The sequence below is a fragment of the Streptodolium elevatio genome (assembly GCF_040649515.1).
Classification (GTDB): domain Bacteria; phylum Actinomycetota; class Actinomycetes; order Streptomycetales; family Streptomycetaceae; genus Yinghuangia; species Yinghuangia elevatio.
The window spans coordinates 1-4,127 of record NZ_JBEZFP010000255.1 but is presented as its reverse complement, the minus strand read 5'-3'; the positions used below and the strand labels follow the sequence as shown (position 1 = coordinate 4,127).

Here is a 4,127-nt window from a genome sequence, read left to right as displayed (position 1 = left end):
ACGATCGCTGCACGTGCCGCGTTCCCCACCACGCCACCATGATCCCCGATCGGCAGTTCGACGCGTCACCGCCAACCATGCACGAGCTCGTTAGGTTGCCTCAGCCCGACTGCCTGAGTAGTTCAGAGAAGCCGAGAGCCTTCTGACGTGGGCGGCGATCTCTCTGATGACCCGCCGCCTCGCCCGCCGCAAGACCGTCCGATCCGCGCGGTCGGCGCCAGCCGCGCGGGCTGCGTGACCGCCCCCGCCGTCCCGCCGCTGTGCGCCGGGCGAGCCGTGTCGGCGCTTGACTTCGCGTTGTTGTTCCACGGCACGCCGCCGACGAAGCCTGCACGGGCGCCGGGCCGAGGTCGGGTGCGCCGGACGTGTGGTGCCAAGGTGGGGCGTAGGCTGGTCGCGCCGGGCAATGCAGGTGGGGCGCCGGCGGCTGGGGCTTGGAGGGCTCGGTGGCACGTCGTGGGTCGAGGGTGACGGCCGCCGACGTCGCGCGGGCGTCGGGTGTGTCGCGGTCGACGGTGAGCTTCGTACTCAACGACGTGCCGAATCAGACCATTTCGGCGGCGACCAGGCAGAAAGTGCTCGTGGCCGCGAAGCAACTCGGCTACACCCCGCACGGCCCTGCCCAGGCGTTGTCGCGGGGGCGGGGCAGCACGGTGCTGCTGTGTCTGCCGGACTTCCCGCCGAGCGCGATGGTCGGTCAGCTGGTCGCCGAGCTGGACCGGGGACTGGCCGTGCACGGGTTGATGTTGGTGACCCACACGGCGGGTCCGGACCGGCCGCAGGCCCTCGCGCTCGCGGCGGCGGTGGCGCCGGTGGCGGTGGTGGGGCTGATGCCGTTCGACGAGGCGCAGGTCGCGGCCTTCAGGGCACGCGGCGCGCGGGCGGTCCTGCCCGGGCCGGAGGATCCGCCGCCGCCGCGCGACGACGCAGGCCGTGTCATCGGCGTCGCGCAGGCCGGCCACCTGGCCGCGCGCGGGCACACCCGCATCGGCTACGTCCACCCGTCCGAGCCCGAGCTGCGGCCGATGTCGGATCGGCGGTACGCGGGCGCGGACGAAGCCGCCCGGGGGCTCGGCCTCCCGGCGGTGACGGCGCGTTCCCTGCCCGCCGACGGGGACTTCACGGCGCTGCTGCGCGGATGGCTGGCCGACGAACCGGTCACGGCGGTCGCCGCGTTCAACGACGACGTCGCCTTCGCGGTCCTGCACGCCGCGTGGATCCTGGGGGTGCGCGTCCCCGACGGCCTCGCCGTGATCGGGGTGGACGACATCGCCCAGGCCCGCTACGCCTGCCCGCCGCTGACGACGATCCGAAGCTCGGGAAAGCCCTTCGGAGCCATGCTGGCCCGCATGGTCCTGCAGCGACTCGGCCTGATCCGCGGCGGCGGCGGGCCCGACGCCGACGAACCGCCGGTCTGGACACCGGACGTCGTAGCGCGCGCATCCACCTGAGCAGTTTCCCTTGAAGCCTTTGTTACCCGATGGTAAAACAAAGGCGAACTTACGCGCGTTAGTGATCTGTGTCACAGCTATTGATGCGCTGCGGCCGCATTCGCGCCGGAGCTGCGCCTGCACGCCCTGAGGCCGACCGCGCCCGTCCACGGCGGTCGGCGCCCCCCGCTTCGAGAGGACCCTCCATGCACCGACGACGCCGTGCCACCGCCAAGCTCGCCGTGGCTGTCTCCGCCGCGCTCGCCGCCGGCACCCTGACGGTCATGACCGCCCAGCAGGCCGCCGCTGTGTCCTGCGCCGACGTCGACGTCGTATACGCGACCGGCACCAACCTCAGCGGCAACGGTGCCCCGTCCAACAGCGGCCCCGAGCCGGTCTACGACGCCCTGGTCGCCGCGATCAACGCCCGCACCGCGGGCACGTCCGTCTCCTACTACCGGGTGAACTACCCCGCCAGCCTGGAGCCGTGGTCCGCCTCCGTCGGAAACTGGGACCTCGTCCAACACCTCAAGGCCCAGGCCGCCGCCTGCCCGAACCAGAAGTTCGTGCTCGCCGGCTACTCCCAGGGCGCCAACGTCGTCGACAACGCGATCGGCGTCGGCAGCGACGGCGCCCTCGTCGGCGGCCCCACCGTCGCCGTCATCCCCACCACGATCGAACCCCGCGTCAAGGCCGTGGTGCTGTACGGCAACCCGATCCGCGGCTTCCCCACCTACCGCCAGGTGACCGGCACCTACCAGGCACGAACCCTCGACGACTGCGCGACCGGCGACCCGATCTGCGGAGGCGGATGGGACGCCAACGCCCACGGCGCCTACTCCCAACCCACACACAGCAACCCCGCCGCAGTCTTCATCGCCGCACGCATCTGACGCCACCAGCACCGCTGCCCACAATCCGCGGCGGACCCCACGGCAGCCGGCAATCCGGCACCTGACCCAAGGCGAGCCCCGGCTTCCCGCTCACGCGCGGGGCCGGGGCTCGTATTGGCTTTGGGGTTCAGGAACAGGTACTAAGCTTGTCCTTTAACCTGTGCGCCTCGGCTTGGTGCCGACGTTGTGGTGGCTGGGTCTGGAGTAGGGCTCCCCTGTTTTGACGATGCGTCCGACGTCGTGGCGGGGTGAGGGTTCTGCGGTTCTTCGAGCCGGGTGGCCGACCGGGGCCGGGTGTGCTGGGTTTCGGTGCGGCTGCGGGAGATCATGGGGAGTTCGTCGGTGTGATCCACCCACGCGCATCGGCGGGTGAGTCGCGGGTGGAGCCGGTCCCACGCGGTCGCGTGCGCGGTGCCGTAGCGGGTGGTCTCCGTCGTCGTGGCGGCCTGCGGTTCGCCCCAGGTGTCGGGCTTGCCGAACACGAACTCGCCGCCGTGCTTGGGCGGGCGCCCGCCTTCCGGCGGCCGCGCATAGACGGGCGTCGGACGTCGCAGGACGCGGTCCGAGCGCATCCGGCCGAGCACCTCGACGGGCAGGTCGGCGAGCAGGTGGGCGATGCGGGGGACGTCGTAGCCGGCATCCAGGACGACCATGACGTCCAGGTCTCCCGGTTTCCACTGCCCGGCGGCGACGAGCCGGTCGACAATGGCGCGGACCTGAAGCGTCGTCGCCGCCGCGACGTCCTCGCCCGGTCCGAACCGGACCGCGTCCAGCACCACCGTCCACGAACTGCGACCGGGCTCCAGCGCGGCAACGATCGAGTAGGGCCAGCCGGGCACCATCTGATGCTTGCCCTCACCCCGCCCGTAGGTGTGGCAGAAGGACCGGCCCGGGCTGGTGTCCGCGTCCGGCCGCAGCCACGGGGACACGTCGACCGCCAGGACGATCCGCCCGTCGGCGGCGCGGGGCAGCGGCAGCCGCACGAGTGCGTCGCGCAGCCGACCGGTGTCGATCCGTCCCTGATTGAGCGCGTCGTAGAGAGCGCCGTGGCCACGCCGGTGTTCCGGAGCGAGCGAGAGCCCGACCAGCGTCTTCACCGGCCCCGTCCGCGCAGAGCAGCGCGTCCGCGAGCTCGAACAGCGCATCGCCGCGCCGCGTCATGACCGCGCGCAACTCACATCGTAGAAAGGAGAGTTCGTTCAGGCGAGCGGCATGCGAGGGGTCGACGTCCACAACGCCAACGGTGACCCCCGGGGCCTCCCGCTCTACCGGATTGCCGGAAGCTGTCCACAAGTGAGCAGTTCGGTCAGGCGTCGGCGCGCCACCCACGGAACCGCGCTCGGTCCTGGTGGATCCGCAGCAGCCCGCCGGTGATCGGTTCGCTGCCGTCGTCGGGGACGAGCACCATCTGCTGTGCCGCGATGTCCTGGTCGGCCCGCACGCGTTCGTCCGTCCCGCCGTGCTGCCAGGCGACCTTCAGCGCCTCGAACAGGGGGCTGACCTCGTCCCAGCCCGGTCCGGGCTCGAACCGGCAGTCCGTCCAGAACATGTCGATCTCGTCGAGGATCAACGTGCCGACGAGCGTGTCACCCCGCCTGGGCTGCCACGATTCCGGCGTCACCTTGCCCCCTCGCTCTCCTGTACCAAGAACGACGGTAGCGACAGGTTCGTGCCGGCAGGACGGCGCCCCGAGGTTAAACGACAAGCTAAGACGTCATCTCATTTGGTGCTTTCGGTAGCCTGAACTGGTGTCGATGGTCGAACGTTTGGTGCCGGACGAGTTGTACGAGCTCTTCCAGCGGGT

General features: G+C 71.2%; 3 protein-coding genes and 1 pseudogene. 2 read left to right on the top strand and 2 right to left on the bottom strand.

All coding sequences use genetic code 11. The features are described 5' to 3' along the window. The first annotated feature begins 446 nt into the window (after positions 1-446). Both AB0C36_RS42620 and AB0C36_RS42615 read left to right on the top strand, forming a co-directional pair. Positions 447-1,451: a LacI family DNA-binding transcriptional regulator gene (locus tag AB0C36_RS42620; RefSeq protein WP_358365052.1), complete on the top strand. Its 1,005-nt coding sequence runs from the start codon at positions 447-449 to the stop codon at positions 1,449-1,451. Between the two features lie 185 nt (positions 1,452-1,636). Beyond that, entirely contained in the window at positions 1,637-2,323 is a 687-nt protein-coding gene (locus AB0C36_RS42615; RefSeq protein ID WP_358365050.1) for a cutinase family protein, read from the top strand. A gap of 290 nt (positions 2,324-2,613) precedes the next feature. Here AB0C36_RS42615 and AB0C36_RS42610 read toward each other — a convergent pair. Both AB0C36_RS42610 and AB0C36_RS42605 read right to left on the bottom strand, forming a co-directional pair. Continuing rightward, positions 2,614-3,484, bottom strand: a pseudogene (locus AB0C36_RS42610) (transposase); the annotation flags it as partial. A gap of 145 nt (positions 3,485-3,629) precedes the next feature. Continuing rightward, entirely contained in the window at positions 3,630-3,944 is a 315-nt protein-coding gene (locus AB0C36_RS42605; RefSeq protein WP_358365048.1) for a hypothetical protein, read from the bottom strand. Between the last annotated feature and the right edge of the window lie 183 nt (positions 3,945-4,127).

Bases quoted from the DNA above. Each gene is read 5' to 3' on its own strand.
- AB0C36_RS42615 (WP_358365050.1), top strand. From the start codon at position 1,637: ATGCACCGACGACGCCGTGCCACCGCCAAGCTCGCCGTGGCTGTCTCC.